14 protein-coding genes and 1 riboswitch are annotated in these 14,936 nt (G+C 69.6%); of the genes, 11 read left to right on the plus strand and 3 right to left on the minus strand.

What is annotated here, in order from left to right; all coding sequences use genetic code 11:
- The first annotated feature begins 128 nt into the window (after positions 1-128).
- The 6 genes from dinG to IMW82_RS12740 all read left to right on the plus strand — a co-directional run bounded on the left by dinG (position 129) and on the right by IMW82_RS12740 (position 4,805).
- Positions 129-2,246, plus strand: coding sequence for an ATP-dependent DNA helicase DinG (gene dinG, locus IMW82_RS12715; protein WP_211004709.1), 2,118 nt, complete (start codon positions 129-131; stop codon positions 2,244-2,246).
- Positions 2,243-2,797, plus strand: coding sequence for a HutD family protein (locus IMW82_RS12720; RefSeq protein WP_108470563.1), 555 nt, complete (start codon positions 2,243-2,245; stop codon positions 2,795-2,797). Before dinG ends, IMW82_RS12720 begins: the two co-directional genes overlap by 4 nt.
- A 70-nt stretch (positions 2,798-2,867) precedes the next feature.
- Positions 2,868-3,446, plus strand: a complete 579-nt coding sequence (locus IMW82_RS12725; protein WP_108470562.1) for an NnrU family protein — start codon at positions 2,868-2,870, stop codon at positions 3,444-3,446.
- Between the two features lie 94 nt (positions 3,447-3,540).
- Complete coding sequence (locus IMW82_RS12730; protein WP_211004710.1) at positions 3,541-3,738, plus strand: hypothetical protein; 198 nt, start codon at positions 3,541-3,543, stop codon at positions 3,736-3,738.
- Positions 3,739-3,751: 13 nt separating this feature from the next.
- Positions 3,752-4,348: a DUF938 domain-containing protein gene (locus IMW82_RS12735; RefSeq protein ID WP_211004711.1), complete on the plus strand. Its 597-nt coding sequence runs from the start codon at positions 3,752-3,754 to the stop codon at positions 4,346-4,348.
- Between the two features lie 55 nt (positions 4,349-4,403).
- Complete coding sequence (locus tag IMW82_RS12740; protein WP_108470559.1) at positions 4,404-4,805, plus strand: YchJ family metal-binding protein; 402 nt, start codon at positions 4,404-4,406, stop codon at positions 4,803-4,805.
- Between the two features lie 120 nt (positions 4,806-4,925).
- Here the strand turns inward: IMW82_RS12740 and ligB are convergent, their stop codons facing one another.
- Positions 4,926-6,617, minus strand: a complete 1,692-nt coding sequence (gene ligB / locus IMW82_RS12745) for an NAD-dependent DNA ligase LigB (RefSeq protein WP_211004712.1) — start codon at positions 6,615-6,617, stop codon at positions 4,926-4,928.
- Between the two features lie 93 nt (positions 6,618-6,710).
- Positions 6,711-7,487 carry an NRDE family protein gene (locus tag IMW82_RS12750; RefSeq protein WP_211004713.1) on the minus strand — a complete coding sequence of 259 codons (777 nt, stop codon included), beginning with the start codon at positions 7,485-7,487 and terminating at the stop codon, positions 6,711-6,713.
- A gap of 272 nt (positions 7,488-7,759) precedes the next feature.
- Here IMW82_RS12750 and IMW82_RS12755 point away from each other — a divergent pair, with 272 nt between their 5' ends.
- A complete protein-coding gene (locus IMW82_RS12755) occupies positions 7,760-8,980 on the plus strand; it encodes a peptidoglycan DD-metalloendopeptidase family protein (protein WP_234411251.1) in 1,221 nt (406 codons plus the stop codon).
- Between the two features lie 129 nt (positions 8,981-9,109).
- The gene (locus tag IMW82_RS12760; RefSeq protein WP_211004714.1) at positions 9,110-10,513 is read left to right on the plus strand and encodes a S41 family peptidase; all 1,404 of its coding nucleotides are present in this window, start codon (positions 9,110-9,112) and stop codon (positions 10,511-10,513) included.
- Between the two features lie 82 nt (positions 10,514-10,595).
- Here IMW82_RS12760 and rpoH read toward each other — a convergent pair whose 3' ends face one another.
- Positions 10,596-11,462, minus strand: coding sequence for an RNA polymerase sigma factor RpoH (gene rpoH, locus IMW82_RS12765; protein WP_108470555.1), 867 nt, complete (start codon positions 11,460-11,462; stop codon positions 10,596-10,598).
- Between the two features lie 290 nt (positions 11,463-11,752).
- Positions 11,753-11,853, plus strand: a riboswitch (TPP riboswitch).
- Positions 11,854-11,922: 69 nt separating this feature from the next.
- Here rpoH and thiC point away from each other — a divergent pair.
- Genes thiC through thiS form a run of 3 tightly spaced genes read left to right on the plus strand, consistent with a single transcriptional unit; the run spans position 11,923 to position 14,935 of the window.
- Positions 11,923-13,761, plus strand: a complete 1,839-nt coding sequence (gene thiC / locus IMW82_RS12770) for a phosphomethylpyrimidine synthase ThiC (protein WP_211004715.1) — start codon at positions 11,923-11,925, stop codon at positions 13,759-13,761.
- A gap of 5 nt (positions 13,762-13,766) precedes the next feature.
- Positions 13,767-14,753: an FAD-dependent oxidoreductase gene (locus tag IMW82_RS12775; RefSeq protein WP_211004716.1), complete on the plus strand. Its 987-nt coding sequence runs from the start codon at positions 13,767-13,769 to the stop codon at positions 14,751-14,753.
- Positions 14,738-14,935 carry a sulfur carrier protein ThiS gene (gene thiS / locus IMW82_RS12780; RefSeq protein ID WP_211004717.1) on the plus strand — a complete coding sequence of 66 codons (198 nt, stop codon included), beginning with the start codon at positions 14,738-14,740 and terminating at the stop codon, positions 14,933-14,935. Before IMW82_RS12775 ends, thiS begins: the two co-directional genes overlap by 16 nt.
- Position 14,936: the final 1 nt, after the last annotated feature.

Below are 14,936 nucleotides of genomic sequence, written 5' to 3' on the forward strand. Positions count from 1 at the left end.
TGAGCCTGCCCTCATGTGGGCCGACGCGCAATACCGATAAACTGCCCCATGGCATCCGGCCGGCCACGCCATCCGTTGGCCAGCGCCCTGTTTCCATGTGATCCGCACCGCAGGTTCCCGATCCGCCCATGCTCGCCGATACCACCAAGGACGCCATCCGCGCCGCCTACGCACGCCTCAAGGACGGCCTGCCGGGTTTCCGCGCACGTGCCTCACAGGGGCGGATGATCGCCGAGACGGCCAAGGCGTTCGCTCGCGCCGGCGGCGTGGCGGCGGTCGAGGCGCCCACCGGCACCGGCAAGTCGATGGCCTACCTGATCGCCGGCGTCGACGTGGCCCGCTTCCAGAAGAAGAAGCTGCTGATCGCCACCGCCACCGTGGCGCTGCAGGAACAACTGGTGCAACGCGACATCCCGCTGTACCTGCAACTCAACGGCATCGAGGCGAAGGTGGCACTGGCCAAGGGCCGCGGCCGCTACCTGTGCCCGCGCAACCTGCTGATGGCGGCGAACAGCGTCCATGACGCGCAGCTGGGCCTGGCCGGTTTCGAGGCGGACCTGATGCTGTGGAGCAAGCCGCCGCAGCCGCGCGACAAGCAGGCGCTGGCGAAGCTACGCGACGCGTTCGACCGCGGCGAATGGAACGGCGACATGGACAGCGCGCCGGAGCCGGTCAGCGACCTGCTGCGGCCAATGATCACCACCAGCGCCGGCGGCTGCACCAACCGCAAGTGCGGCCATTTCATGGTCTGCCCGTTCTTCGCCGCGCGCCGCGCGGTGGACGACGCCGAGATCATCGTGGCGAACCAGGACCTGGTGCTGGCCGACCTGACCATGCCGGGCGAGGGCGACGGCGGTGACGATCCGGCCTGGGGCGGGGTGATCCTGCCGCGGCCGGACGAGACGCTGTACGTGTTCGACGAAGCCCACCACCTGCCGGGCAAGGCGATCGACCGCGGCGCGGCCGAGGTCTACATGACGGCCAGCGTGCGCCAGCTGAGCCGGCTCGGCCGGCAGGTGCACGCGGCGTATTCACTGACCGACAAGGAAACCCTGGGCAAGCTTTCGCTGGACGCCGGCGACGCGAAGCTGCAGGAACTCAGCGACGCGCTGGAGGAACTGGAAAAGGAGATCCGCCTCGGCTGGCTGCCCGATCCGGCCGAGGCTGAACCGATGTACCGCGGCTCGCTGGGCCAGCTGCCCGAACCATGGGTGGAACATGCGCGCCTGCTCGGAATGTTCACCGGCGAAGTGCAGCGCTGGCTCGGCGCGGTGCGCCGCGCGGTGGTCGAGATGACCGACGGCGGCCCGACCCAGGAAGCGCTGGCGCGCGAGCTGGGCATCGCGCTGGAACGCATCGGCAGGCAGGCCGCTTGCTGGCGCGCCTGGTCCGGCGACGATCCCGACGACGCGCCGCCGCTGGCGCGCTGGGTCACCCTGGGCGCCGACCAGCAACTGGTCTGCCACGCCTCGGCGGTGTCCGCCGCCGGCCTGCTGCGCAGCGTGCTGTGGGGCAACGCCAGCGGTGTGCTGCTGACCTCGGCCACGTTGAGCGCCGGCGGCAATTTCCGCGGTTACGCCGACGCGGTGGGCCTGCCCGACGACGCGGCAACGCTGAGCCTGCCCTCGCCGTTCAACCTCGAAGCGCAGGCGCGGCTGGAAGTGCCGGCGATGCGCACGCTGCCCGACGCACGCGAGGCGCACGCGGAGGAAATCAGCGAGTGGCTGGCCGATAACCTCGACTGGGACGCCGGCAACCTGGTGCTGTTCACCTCGCGCCAGAAGCTCGACCGCGTATTGCAGAAGTTGCCGATCGCGCAGGTGCGCAAGGTGCGCGCGCAGGGCTCGCTGGGCAAGTCGCAACTGGTCGCCGAGCACTGCGCCGACATCGAGGCCGGCAAGGGCAGCACGCTGTTCGGGCTGGCCTCGTTCGGCGAAGGCCTGGACCTGCCCGGCAAGCTGTGCGAGACGGTGGTGATCACCCAGCTGCCGTTCGCGGTGCCCACCGACCCGGTCGGCGCCACCTATGCCGAGTGGCTGGAATCGCGCGGACGCAACCCGTTCATCGAGGTCAGCATCCCCGAGGCCACCCGCCTGCTCACCCAGTACTGCGGCCGCCTGATCCGCAACGAGAGCGACCACGGCCGCATCGTGCTGCTGGACCGACGCGTGGTCACCAAGCGCTACGGCAGCGGCATGCTGAAGGCGCTGCCACCATTCCAGCGCGTAATCGAGAGGACCGCATGATCATCCGCCTGGCCGACCGTCCGTTGCAGCCGTGGAAGAACGGCCTGGGCCGCACTCGCGAAATAGCCGTCCAGCCGTCCACTGCCGGCATGGATGATTTCCTGTGGCGGGTGAGCGTGGCCGAGGTCGACAGCGCCGCGCCGTTCTCCGTGTTTCCCGGCATCGACCGGGAGATCGTGCTGCTCGACGGCGCCGGCTTCACGATGACGGTGGATGGCGGGCGGACGCACGCGCTAACCACGCCGTTCGCGCCGTTCGCGTTTCCCGGCGAGGCGAGGGTTGATGTGGCGCTGGTCGGCGGCCCCACTCGCGACTTCAACCTGATGCTGCGCCGCGGACGCGTGCGCGGCGCGATCGACGTATGGCGCGATGCAGGGCCGCACCTGACCGACGCCACCACCACGCTGGTGTATTGCGCCCGCGGTGCGATCGACAGCGCCGATGGCATGCTGCGCGCGGGTGACGCCTGGCGGCCGTCGTCCGCTGCCCCGACGCTGACCGTGCAGCCGGGCGCGCTGGCGCTGGTCGTGCGGGTCGAAGCCGTCTCCTGACGATTGTCACTATGGCGCGACGTGGCAGCCATCTATAGTCGGCGCTTGCCGTCACCACCGGAATCCCGCCATGCCCGTGCTGATCCTCGGCCTGCTGATCTTTCTCGGTATCCACTCGCTGCGCATCTTCGCCGACAGCTGGCGCAACCAGCAGCGGACGCGGTTTGGCGAGCTGGGCTGGAAAGGCCTCTACTCGGTGGTCTCGATTATCGGCCTGGTGCTGATCGTGTATGGCTTCGGCCTGGCAAGACAGCATCCCGTGCCGCTGTACGTGCCGCCGCTGTGGCTGCGTCACCTCAACGCGCTATTCACCCTGTTCGCCTTCGTGCTGGTGGCGGCCGCGTACATCCCGCGCAACCACCTCAAGGCGAAGTTCGGCCATCCGATGCTGCTGGGCGTGAAGACCTGGGCGGTCGGTCACCTGCTGGCCACCGGCATGCTGCACGACGTGCTGCTGTTCGGCGCGTTCCTGCTGTGGGCCGTGCTGCTGTTCATCGTGTCGCGCCGACGCGATCGCGCCGCCGGCACGGTCTATCCGGCCGGCACCTTGGTCGGTGACCTGCTGGCCGTGGTGGTCGGTATCGCCGGCTGGGCCGTGTTCACGCTGTGGCTGCACCTGGCGCTGATCGGCGTGAACCCGATGGCATGAGCCTTTCGCGCGGGGGTGTCGAGAGTCACCTGCGCGCCCGCGTCGACCTGCGTTAAAGTCGGCATCGACCCCACCCCTCCACGAGGATCACCGCATGGCTGGTTTCCTGCTCTGGCTGTTGCTGCTGGTGTTCTGCTGGCCGCTCGCGCTGCTGGCACTGGTGCTGTACCCGATCGTGTGGCTGCTGTTGCTGCCGCTGCGGCTGGTCGGCATCACCGTGAGCGCCGTGTTCGCCTTCCTCGGCGCACTGCTGATGCTGCCCGCCCGCGTACTGCGCGGCCATCCGGTCTGACGCGCGCCTGCGCGTGGAGAAGCCGCACTCGCCTTCGTGCGAGCGCAACCGCGAACCGATCCTCAGCGTGTTGCGCGAACATTTCGCCGACCGCCGACATGTGCTGGAAATCGGCAGCGGCACCGGCCAGCACGCAGTGCATTTCGCCGCGGCGCTGCCGCAGCTGGGCTGGCAGAGCTCCGACCGCGCGGAAAACCTGCCCGGCATCCGCGCCTGGCTGGACGAGGCGGCGCTGCCGAACACGCCGCCGCCACTGGAACTCGACGTCGGCGGCGCCTGGCCGAACGGCCCGTTCGACGCGGTGTTCAGCGCCAACACCCTGCACATCATGGCCTGGCCCGAAGTGCAGCGGCTGTTCGCACGGTTGCCCGCGATTACCACCGGCGATGCCATGCTGGCAATCTACGGGCCGTTCAATGAGCAGGGCCGCTACAGCAGCGACAGCAATGCGGCGTTCGACACCTGGCTGAAGACACGCGGCGCGCACATGGCGATCCGCGACGCCGAAGCCGTCGACGCACTGGCCGACGCCGCCGGTTTCCGCCTGCGCGCCGACGTCGCGATGCCGGCCAACAACCGCTGCCGCGTGTGGCAACGCGTCCACGGCTGAGCATCGCCCACACACCAGACCTGCATGATCGCGCCGAACCGGGTACAAAGGCGGCATGAAGTCGATCGACACGCTGACCCCCTGCCCCTGCGGCAACCCGGCCGGTTACAGCCAATGCTGCGGGCCGCTGCATGACGGCGCCATCGCCGCCACGGCCGAACAACTGATGCGCTCGCGCTACAGCGCCTACGTGCTCAAGCGCGAGGACTACCTGCTCGCCAGCTGGCATGCCGACACTCGCCCGGCCTCGCTGCGGCTGTCCGCGCAGCAGCCGCCGCCGACCTGGCTGGGACTGGAAGTGCGCCGCCTGCACACCATCGACGACCACCACGCCACGGTCGAATTCGTCGCCCGCTACCGCCTCGGCGGCGGCCGTGCGCAACGCCAGCACGAGACCAGTCACTTCGTGCAGGAAGGCGGCCGCTGGTATTACCACGATGGCGAACTGAAGGGCTGAAGCGGCCACTGGCGATCATGCGCCCACGCTTGCAGCGGGTGTGCCGCCGGCCGCCGTTGCCGCACGCGACGCCAGCGCCGGCGGGCCGTGCCCGTCCCGCCGGAACCACCGGACCCGCCTTCAGAAGCCCGACACGCCGGCGGCGTGCAGGCGCGCCGCCTGTGCGCGCACCTCGCGGCAGCCGAAGAACGCCACCAGCTGGTTCGCGCGACCGGCACCGATACCCTCCAGCGCCTGCCAGTCGCTCGCCCCGCGCGCGCTCAGGGTGGCCCAGTCGGGCAGTCCGGCCGTCACGCTTGACGGCACCCCCAACGCCTGCAGCCAGCGCGCGAACGGACGATCGCGCGCACCGGCGAAACTGCGCGCCAATGTCGCCGCGCGACTGGCGCCCAGGCCGGGCACGCTCGCCAGTTGCTCCGGCGTGAGATCCATCCAGTCCAGCAGGTGGCGGACCTGGCCGGCATCGATCAGTGCCTGCCAGGTATCCGCACCGAGGCCGTCCAGTTGCAGGCCCTGCCGGCCGCCCAGCCACACCAGCCGCGCACGGAACTGCTGCTCGCAACCCGGCGTCGGCGACCAGCAGCTGAGCGCGTCATGCGGCGCCGGATCCGGCGGCGTCACCACCGCGCGCTGCTGCGTACGCCACGCCACCGACTGCAGGCGCGGAATGGTCAATCCGGCCAGCACCACCTCGACCTGGTCGCCGGGGCGGATGTCGAGTTCGCGCCAGCGCCTGAGCGACCCCACGCTGACCCGCTGCACGCGGTGATCGTCCAGTTGCACCGGCTCCAGCTCCAGCACCGGCGTGATGCGGCCGCTGCGACCCACGGTGAAATCCACCGCACGCACTTCGGCCAGCGCCGACGCGGCCGGGTACTTCCACGCCACCGCCCAGTCCGGTGGCGCCGCCGGCCAGCTCGACGCCGGCGGCCGATGGCCCTGGCGCAGCACCGTGCCATCGGCGGCGAACGGCATCGCGTGGCGATACCACTGTTCGCGCCAGCGCTTCACCTCGTCCAGCGTCGTTACCGGCTGCGTATACGCCACGCTGTCGGCCAGACCCATCGCCGCCAATCCGGCCAGCCACGCCGGCATGTCGGCCGGGCCGCTGGGCCAGTCCCATACGAACAGGCCGATCTGCGCCGCGCTGTCGGCATCCAGCGCATCGCGCGCCAGTGCGCCGGCCACCGTCGAACGGGCGTTGGCACCGCCGTCGTCGGCCTGCACGTGGCCGGGCAGGCGCCAGTACAACTCGCCCTGCAATACCACGCGTGCCGGCGCATGGGGCAGCCGTTTGGGAATCGCCTCGATCGCCTGCGCCAGCCGCGTCCAGTCCGAGCCATGCAGGCCGTCGCCGCGGCTGCTCGCCTGGCGCAACTGGCCGTCCACGTACAGCAGGGTGACCGCCACGCCATCAGCCTTCGGCTGCACCCACAGGTCGTGGTCGCCGTGCGCGTGCATCCATGCCTCGACCGCCGCCACGTCGGGCAGCTTGGCCAGCCCGGTCTGCGCCACCGGCGAACGTATCCGGCCGCTGGCGTCGGCGAGAGGCGCCAATGGCGCCGGTGCCTGCGCGGGAAAGCAGCGCTGCCATGCGGCGAGGCGCTGCATGGCCTGGTCGTAGACCGCGTCGCTCACCGGCGACTGGCCTTCGACGCGGTACGCGTGGTTCCAGCCGTCCAGCCGGTCATGCAGCGCGGCGAGCTCCTGCTGCGCCCGTGCCGGCGACCAGTCCGGGCACGCGGTCGCGTGCGCCACGCCGGCAATGGACAACACGATGCCGGTGCCCAGCGAAAACCATTTCATGCGCATGTGCCCGTTCCGTTCCGTGGACCTGGCGACAGGCTAGCCGCCGGCCGCACGTACCGGCAGCCGACGATGCCGATCGCCGGCGTAGGCGTCGGGCTAGTGACGCAGCACGAGCTCGCCGAAGCGCAGCATCGTCTCGCCGTGGAAGCGGCCGTTCGGCCCGAAGCGACGCTCCGCGATCGCGCCGCGGCCATCGTGGCCGATTGCCACCACGGTGCTGGCGCGGGTGCCGTACTGCTCGCCGCGGATGAACGCCGGCGACAGCAGGCGCTCGCGCTCCAGACCCACCCCGGTGTCCGGCAGTTGCGCATCCGGAGCCTGTTGTTCGTCGGCAAGCGCCTCGAACAGCGGCGCGAAATCCGCGTCGCCGCCAGCCTCGATCCACTGCTGCAGCCGTTGCATCAGCAGGCGGGTCTTCGGCCATGGCGTGTTGAAGTCGGCGTTCGACAGGCCGTGCACGCCAGGCGTCACCGCCTGCGCGCGCGGCTCGGGGCGGTTGCCGAGGTAGAACGCCGCGCGCGCATCGAAGGTGAGCAGGTTGAATGGTCGATAATCGGCGGCGGTGCGCAGCAGTTGCTGCGCGTGCATGACGGCATCGGCGGCGCCGCGCAGGTAGTCGGTGGCGAGCAGGCCGCGCGAGGTGCCCAGTTGCGGGTCGCGCGGGTCGCGCACGTTGGTCACCACGCAGCAGCGCCCGCCATCGGTGACACCCAGCCAGGTGCCGCCAGCCTCCAGGTCGCGACCGCCGACGATCGGCGCATCGTCCCAGCGCGCCAGCGCCGCACTGGGCCGCGCATGGAACTCGTCGCGGTTGCCCACCAGCAGCAAGCGCCAGCGTGGATGCGTATCCCAGGCAAATGCGATCAGGCACATGCGCGAAACTTACGCCACACCGGCCATCGCGGCCAGGGAAAGTTCGCCGGGCACCCACGCGATCGACGAAAGCAGGAAGATCGCCGACTCTGCCATGGCCGGACTTCATGCCGCCCGCCGCCATTCGTCGACCAGTACGGCGAGGCTGCCCGTGGAAATCATCCGGCGGCGGCCATGCGCTTGCGGTTTCCGGTCGCCACCACGCACGACCCGGGGACAGTCCCTGGCGGCGGCGTCTCGCCTGGATCAGCGGGCTCGGTGATAATCCGGCCATGCCCAAGCCCGTCCGCCCGCTCCAGCACGTCCTGCTCACCGTTGCCATCGGTCTTGCCACCACGTTCACGACAGCCGCCTTGCAGGCGCGCCAGGACGGCAAGAGCCGCAGCGAACAGGTCGAGGCGAAGCAGAAACTGGCCGAGCTGCACCACCAGATGGAGGCGCTGGCCAAAGAGCAGGCCGACACCGCCGCCCGCCGCGACAGCGTCAACGCCGAACTGGCCCAACAGGCCAACGCGCTGGCCGGCGCGGCGCGCGCGGTGCACCAGACCGATACCGAGCTGGCGGCCAAGCAGCAACAGCTGGATCAGCTGCAGCAGCAGCGCACCACTCTGAAACAGACACTGGACAGCCAGCGCGCCGCGATCGCCGACCTGCTGCGCGCCACCTACGCGCTCGGCCACGGCTCGGACCTGCGCCTGTTGCTGGGCGACGAGGACGTTGCACGCATCGCCCGTGCGCTGGTGTACTCGAAATACTTCCAGCAGGACCGCGTGCAGCGCGTGCAGCAACTGATGGCCGACCTGGCCAAGCTGCAGGAACTGGAAGATGCGATCACCGCCGAACAGCAGGCGCTGCAGGCAACCCGGACCCAGCGCGAACAGCAGGCGGCCACGCTGGCCAAGCAGCGTGCCGCGCAGCAGAAGCTGGCCGCCGAAACCGACGCCCGCTACAAGGACCAGGCGCAGCGGCTGGCCGCGCTGAAGCAGAACGCACAATCACTCAACAACCTGCTCGACAAGCTGCAGAAGGCGATCGACGAAGCCGCCGCCCGCGCCACCGCCGAACGCGCCGCGGCGATCAGGAAGCACCCCGGGCGCAAGCCGCCACCGCCGCTCGAAGTCGGCGGCGCCGGCGCCAACATCCGCGGCAACCTGCCGTGGCCGGCCAGCGGCGTGGTCAACAGCTACGGCAGCGGCGTGCTGATCAAGGCCAGCGGCGGCAGCGAGATCCATGCAGTGGCACGCGGCCGGGTGATCTACGCCGGCTTCCTGCGCGGCTACGGCATGCTGCTGATCCTCAACCACGGCAACGGCTGGATGAGCATGTACGGCAACAACGAAACCCTGCTGCACGACGTCGGCGACCAGGTCGAGGCCGGCCAGGCGATCGGCACCGCCAGCCCGCCCACCGGCGCCAATACCGGCGTCTATTTCGAACTGCGCAAGGCTGGCAAGCCGGTCGACCCGCGCAGCTGGCTGAGCCAGCACCGTTGACGCGATCGCCGCCGCATCGCAGGCTAGCCACACGTTCACGCTGAATTACCCCGGCATCCGGTTGTCTCATGCCTGACCACACTTTCGTCGCGCCCCGGCGCGGCGTTGCCTGCCGTACGGAGTCACACGATGCGTCCATCCCCTTCCAGCCCGGCGATCGGCATGGCGGCCCTGCTGTTCGCCGCCCCGTTCCTGCTGGCCGCGCCGAACCTGCGCGCGCAAAGCGCGCCGGCCGCGGCCGCCAGCGTGGCGGCGCCGCCGGTTGACCTGCCGGCCGCCAACAGCCGCGCCGACGCGCCGGCCACCGCCAGTTCCACCAACCAGGTGAGCCTGGAAGACATCCGCAACTTCAGCCGCGTCTACGAAGTGGTGCGCCAGGCCTATGTGGAGAAGGTCGACGACAAGACCCTGATGAAAGCCGCCATCACCGGCATGCTCAGCGGCCTCGACCCGCACAGCGAATACCTGGACAAGGACGGCCTGGCCCAGCTCAATGAGGACACCACCGGCGAGTACAGCGGCCTCGGCATCGAGGTGCTGCAGGTCGACGGCGGCCTGCGCATCGTCTCGCCGATCGACGACACCCCGGCGGCGCGCGCCGGCATCAAGCCGGGCGACAGCATCGTCAAGGTCAACGGCAGCGTGGTCGACGCGCAGAACGTGGACGAGATGTTCAGGCAGCTGCGCGGCAAGCCGGGCAGCAAGATCGACCTGACCATCGTGCACCCGAACAGCGACAAGCTGATCGACCTGCACCTGGTACGCGAGAACATCGCGATCAGCAGCGTCAAGGTGCGCGAACTGGAACCCGGCTACGCCTACGTGCGGATCAGCCAGTTCCAGGACGACACCGCCGCCGACCTGGAGAAGAAGCTGGGACAGCTGATCGCGAAGCACGGAGCACCGAAGGGCGCCGTGCTGGACCTGCGCAACAACCCCGGCGGCCTGCTCACCGCGGCGGTGGGCGTCAGCGACGACTTCCTCGACGCCGGCACCATCGTCACCACCCGCGGCCGGCTGCAGGACGCGAACATGAGCTTTACTGCGCATCCCGGTGACCAGCTCGCCGGCGCGCCGATGATCGTGCTGACCAACAACGGCACCGCCTCGGCCGCGGAGATCGTCTCCGGCGCGCTGAAGGACAACCACCGCGCGCTGATCATGGGCCAGCGCACGTTCGGCAAGGGCGTAGTGCAGACCGTGCTGCCGCTGGACGCCGACCACGCGGTGAAGATCACCACCGCGCGCTACTACACGCCGAACGGCACCTCGATCCAGGCCGAGGGCATCAAGCCCGACATCGCGCTGGCCGACCTCACCGTGAACCCGTCCGACCACGCGCCAGCGCTGATCAGTTCGGAGGCCGACCTGCCGAACCACCTGGCCAACGAGAAGGCCCAGGCCGGCACCGACATCAACGACGACGGCAGCGCCGCCGACGCCAAGCTGGCCACCAGCGACTACGCGCTGTCGCAGGCGCTGAACGTGCTCAAGGGCATGGCGCTGCGTCAGCCCGCCGCCGTGCGGCGCTGAGCGGCACACGTCAAAGAGGCGGAAATGAAAACGGCCCCTCGCGGGGCCGTTTTCGTTCGGGACCGTGCCTCGACGCGCCGGCTCAGGCCGCCGTGGCGAACAGGCCGCGCATCTTCTTCATCGCGTTCGCCTCGATTTGGCGGATGCGTTCGGCGGACACGCCGTACTCGTCGGCCAGGTCCTGCAGCGTGGCCTTGTTGCTGTCGTCCAGCCAGCGGCGCTGGATGATGTCGCGCGAGCGCGGGTCCAGCTGGCCCAGCGCATCGCTCAGCGTTTCCATCTGGTTGTCGGCGTAATCCTCGTCGGACACGTTCTCGTACGGGTCGGCGCCATCGTCGATCAGGAACGCCGCCGGTGCCGGCTTGGCGTCGTCGTCGGCATCGACCGGCGCCTCGAAGCCGATGTCGCGGCCGGACAGGCGCGATTCCATCTCGCGCACGGTCGCCTCGGGTACGCCCAGATCCTTCGCCACGGTGCTCACCTCGGCCGCATTCATCCAGCCCAGGCGCTTCTTGCTCTTGCGCAGGTTGAAGAACAGCTTGCGCTGCGCCTTGGTGGTAGCGACCTTCACGATGCGCCAGTTCTTCAGGATGAACTCGTGCATCTCGGCGCGGATCCAGTGAACCGCGAAGCTGACCAGGCGCACGCCCTGGTCGGGATCGAAGCGCTTGACCGCCTTCATCAGGCCGATGTTGCCTTCCTGGATCAGGTCAGCCAGCTGCAGGCCGTAACCGGAATAGCCGCGCGCCACGTGCACCACGAAACGCAGGTGTGACATCACCAGCTTCTTCGCGGCCGCCAGGTTGGCTTCCTCGAGATAGTCGCGCGACAGCGCCTGCTCTTCTTCCGAGCTCAGCACCGGAATCCGATGGACCGCGGAAATGTATGCATCCAGGCTGCCGACAACGCTCGGCAGCGGGAAGTTGGCGGTCACCAAGGCTTGAGACATGGATGGAACCTCCTGCAATAACGTCAAAGTTTAGCACTCGGGTGGTTGGAGTGCTAAGCCCGGCATTTGGTTCCGGGCTTTTAATGAACCGAATGGTACAGATATTTACCAACCCTGTCCAGCCTCTTCTTCCCTTCGCCCCCAGCTTGGCCGGGGTTACGTTCACGACGCGTCACGATCGGCCCGATGCGCTTCCCGCGTTCGCATCAGAACGCGGCTTCTCCGTCGCCGCGAGTGCCGAAGGTCGTGCGATCCGGCTTGACAGCCCTCGACCCCGCCGCCATCCTGCGGCGCATTCCGAGGGGTGCCCCGCAAGGGGCTGAGATAGCGCGAGCTGACCCTTGAACCTGATCCGGGTCATGCCGGCGTAGGAACGGGAATCACCATGGGCGGCCGCAGTCGGCGCGTCCGTGCGCCGTTGCAGCGTCACGCCCCGGATCTCCATCCAAGGAGGAGATCCATGAACCATCCCGCCGCTGCCACCACACCCTCGACCGTCACCACCGGGCCAATCCGCGGCTCGCGCAAGGTCTACGTGACGCCGCCCGAGCATCCGTCGCTGCGCGTGCCGATGCGCGAGATCACGCTGAAGGATCCGCTGACGCCGTCACTGCAGGTCTACGATCCGTCCGGGCCGTACACCGACGACGACGCCCGGATCGATCTCGCCGCCGGCCTGCCGCCGCTGCGTGACGCGTGGATCGGGGCGCGCGGCTTCGCGATCATCGAGGGCCGCGCCGCCCGCCCGGAAGACAACGGCGGGGTCGGCGCGGAACGGCTGGTGGCGCCGTGTCCCGCGCAGCGCACCTTGCGCATGGGCGGGCCGGGCCAGCCGGTGACCCAGCTGGAGTTCGCCCGCGCCGGCATCATCACCGAGGAAATGGTCTACGCGGCCCAGCGCGAGAATCTGGCGCGCACGCAGGTGCATGAAGATGCCGTCGCCCGGCTGGCCGATGGCGAGGCCTTCGGCGCGGCCCTGCCCGCCTTCGTCACGCCGGAGTTCGTGCGCAGCGAGATCGCTCTGGGCCGCGCGATCCTCCCCGCCAACATCAACCACGGCGAGCTGGAGCCGATGGTGATCGGGCGCAACTTCCTGGTGAAGGTCAACGCCAACATCGGCAACTCGGCGGTGTCCTCCGGCGTCGCCGAGGAGGTCGAGAAACTGGTGTGGGCGATCCGCTGGGGTGCCGACACGATCATGGACCTGTCCACCGGCCGCAACATCCACAACATCCGCTCGTGGATCATCCGCAACTCGCCGGTGCCGATCGGCACCGTGCCGATCTACCAGGCGCTGGAGAAGGTCGGCGGCGACCCGGCCCGGCTGAACTGGGAGGTCTTCCGCGACACCCTGATCGAGCAGGCCGAGCAGGGCGTGGACTACTTCACCATCCATGCCGGCGTGCGCCTGCAGCACGTGCCGCTGACCGCGCAGCGGGTCACCGGCATCGTCTCGCGCGGCGGCTCGATCATGGCGCGCTGGTGTCTGAGCCACCACCGCGAGAGTTTCCTGTACGAACACTTCGCCGAGATCTGCCAGATCATGCGCCGCTACGACGTCGCCTTCTCGCTGGGCGACGGCCTGCGCCCCGGCTCGATCGCCGACGCCAACGACGCGGCCCAGTTCGCCGAGCTGGAAACCCTGGGCGAGCTGACGCAGATCGCGTGGGAACACGGCTGCCAGGTGATGATCGAAGGGCCCGGCCACGTGCCGATGCACAAGATCAAGCTCAACATGGACAAGCAGCTGCAGCACTGCGCCGAGGCGCCGTTCTACACACTCGGCCCGCTGACCACCGACATCGCGCCGGGTTACGACCACATCACCTCGGGCATCGGCGCGGCGATGATCGGCTGGTTCGGCACCGCGATGCTCTGCTACGTCACGCCGAAGGAACACCTCGGCCTGCCGAATCGCGACGACGTCAAGACCGGCGTGATCACCTACAAGATCGCCGCGCACGCCGCCGACCTCGCCAAGGGCCATCCGGCGGCACAGCGTCGCGACGACGCGCTGTCGCGCGCGCGTTTCGAATTCCGCTGGGAGGACCAGTTCAACCTGTCGCTCGACCCCGACACGGCACGCGCCTACCACGACGCCACGCTGCCGAAGGAGGCGCACAAGGTCGCGCATTTCTGCTCGATGTGCGGGCCGAAGTTCTGCTCGATGCAGATCACCCAGGACCTGCGCCGCGAGGTACGCGAGATGGAGGAGGCCGCGTTGCAGGCCGGTCTGGACGGCAAGTCGCGCGAGTTCGTCGAATGCGGCGCCACGCTCTACGTGCCGACCGCGGAGTAGCCGCCATGCGCATCGGCATCCTCGGCGCGGGCGTCGCCGGCCTGGTCACGGCGATGGAGCTGGCCGAGCGTGGCGCCCGGGTGGAGATCATCGAGCGCGCGCCAGACCATGCGCAGGCCTGCGCGTGGGTCGCCGGCGGCATGCTGGCGCCGTGGTGCGAGCAGGCCACCGCCGAGCCGCAGGTGGCCGTGCTGGGTGCGCCCGCCATCGCGTGGTGGCAGCGCCATTTCGTCGGAACCGTGCAGCGCGGCACGCTGGTGGTCGCGGCCAGCCGCGACGCCGGCGAGCTGGCCTTGTTCGGCCGGCGCACCGATCGCTTCGAGCCGATCGACGCTAAGCGCATCGGCGCGCTGGAACCCGATCTGGCCGGCCGTTTCCGCCAGGGCCTGTTCTTCCCCGACGAAGCCCACCTCGATCCGCGCCGCGCGCTGCCCGCGCTGGCCACGCAACTGGCGGCGATGGGCGTGACGATCCGCCACGGCGTGGATGCCGATGCCGAATGCATCGCTGCGGACCAGGTACTCGACTGCCGCGGCCTTGCCGCGCGCGACACGCTGGAAGCCCTGCGCGGCGTACGCGGCGAAATGATCGTCGTGCGCTCGCCCGACCTCCGGCTCTCGCGCCCGGTGCGCCTGCTGCATCCGCGCTTCGGGCTGTACGCGGTGCCGCGCGGCGACGGCGTCTTCATGCTCGGCGGCACGCTGCTGGAAAGCAGCCGCCGCGGCCCGGTCACCGTGCGTTCGGCGATGGACATGCTCAACGCCGCGTATGCGCTGCACCCGGCGTTCGCCGAGGCCGAGATCCTGGAACTGGGCGTGGGCGTGCGCCCGGCCTTCCCCGACAACCTGCCGCGCGTGCTCAGGCGCGGCCGCACCGTGTACCTCAACGGGCTTTACCGCCACGGCTTCCTGCTGGCACCGGCGTTCGCCCGGCAGGCTGCGCAGATGATCCTCCCCACCCTCCCGGAAACCGCTCCATGCACATCACCGTGAACGGCGTCGCCAACGCAGTGCGCGCCACCACCCTGGCGCAGGCGCTGGACGAACTCGATTACCACCAGGCCATCGTCGCCACCGCGTTGAACGGCCGCTTCGTGGCGGCCAGTCAGCGCGACACGACCGCGTTGGCCGAGGGCGACGCGCTGGAAATCCTCGCACCGATGCAGGGCGGCTGAA

Source organism: Rhodanobacter sp. B2A1Ga4 (assembly GCF_018101315.1).
GTDB lineage: Bacteria > Pseudomonadota > Gammaproteobacteria > Xanthomonadales > Rhodanobacteraceae > Rhodanobacter > Rhodanobacter thiooxydans_A.

Coding starts and splice junctions, on each gene's coding strand:
- IMW82_RS12740 (WP_108470559.1), top strand. CDS start 4,404: ATGAAGTCGATCGACACGCTGACCCCCTGCCCCTGCGGCAACCCGGCC.
- ligB (WP_211004712.1), bottom strand. CDS start 6,617: ATGCGCATGAAATGGTTTTCGCTGGGCACCGGCATCGTGTTGTCCATT.
- rpoH (WP_108470555.1), bottom strand. CDS start 11,462: ATGTCTCAAGCCTTGGTGACCGCCAACTTCCCGCTGCCGAGCGTTGTC.
- dinG (WP_211004709.1), top strand. CDS start 129: ATGCTCGCCGATACCACCAAGGACGCCATCCGCGCCGCCTACGCACGC.
- IMW82_RS12730 (WP_211004710.1), top strand. CDS start 3,541: ATGGCTGGTTTCCTGCTCTGGCTGTTGCTGCTGGTGTTCTGCTGGCCG.
- thiC (WP_211004715.1), top strand. CDS start 11,923: ATGAACCATCCCGCCGCTGCCACCACACCCTCGACCGTCACCACCGGG.
- IMW82_RS12725 (WP_108470562.1), top strand. CDS start 2,868: ATGCCCGTGCTGATCCTCGGCCTGCTGATCTTTCTCGGTATCCACTCG.
- IMW82_RS12750 (WP_211004713.1), bottom strand. CDS start 7,487: ATGTGCCTGATCGCATTTGCCTGGGATACGCATCCACGCTGGCGCTTG.
- thiS (WP_211004717.1), top strand. CDS start 14,738: ATGCACATCACCGTGAACGGCGTCGCCAACGCAGTGCGCGCCACCACC.
- IMW82_RS12755 (WP_234411251.1), top strand. CDS start 7,760: ATGCCCAAGCCCGTCCGCCCGCTCCAGCACGTCCTGCTCACCGTTGCC.
- IMW82_RS12775 (WP_211004716.1), top strand. CDS start 13,767: ATGCGCATCGGCATCCTCGGCGCGGGCGTCGCCGGCCTGGTCACGGCG.
- IMW82_RS12760 (WP_211004714.1), top strand. CDS start 9,110: ATGCGTCCATCCCCTTCCAGCCCGGCGATCGGCATGGCGGCCCTGCTG.
- IMW82_RS12720 (WP_108470563.1), top strand. CDS start 2,243: ATGATCATCCGCCTGGCCGACCGTCCGTTGCAGCCGTGGAAGAACGGC.